The sequence below is a fragment of the Phormidium sp. CCY1219 genome (assembly GCF_055795085.1).
Map to the genome: position 1 here is coordinate 1 of NZ_JAYFEQ010000402.1, position 334 is coordinate 334.

1 protein-coding gene is annotated in these 334 nt (G+C 45.2%); it reads right to left on the reverse strand.

From position 1 onward, the window contains the following. On the reverse strand, positions 1-321 hold a 321-nt coding region (locus AC0QH1_RS08480), incomplete at its 3' end, for an RRXRR domain-containing protein (RefSeq protein ID WP_324630620.1). Between the last annotated feature and the right edge of the window lie 13 nt (positions 322-334).

The window sequence follows — 334 nt, forward strand, 5'->3', positions numbered from 1 at the left end:
TGGGCGCTTGGCAGACCACAGAATCTCGTTCAGTAATTCCGGTTTCTTTTTTAGGAATTGCTCCACAGGCTTATTTCTCTTTCTCTGATTACACTTCACGCAAGACAGAGTAAGGTTGCTAATTCGGTTACTCCCCCCTAACGAACGGCGAGATTCTAAGGACCGCTGAATTGAGAAGCCGCGATGATTGAGTTCGGCTGCCCAAATTCCTTTGTTTTCTTTGAGAATTGCTATCCCTGTTGTTTTACTTCCTGGGCCTAACTTGAGTCTGTATTCTGGTTTTTCTACCGACGAGTCCTCTTCTGTGTCTTTCAACATGATGGTGAAAGGGTAG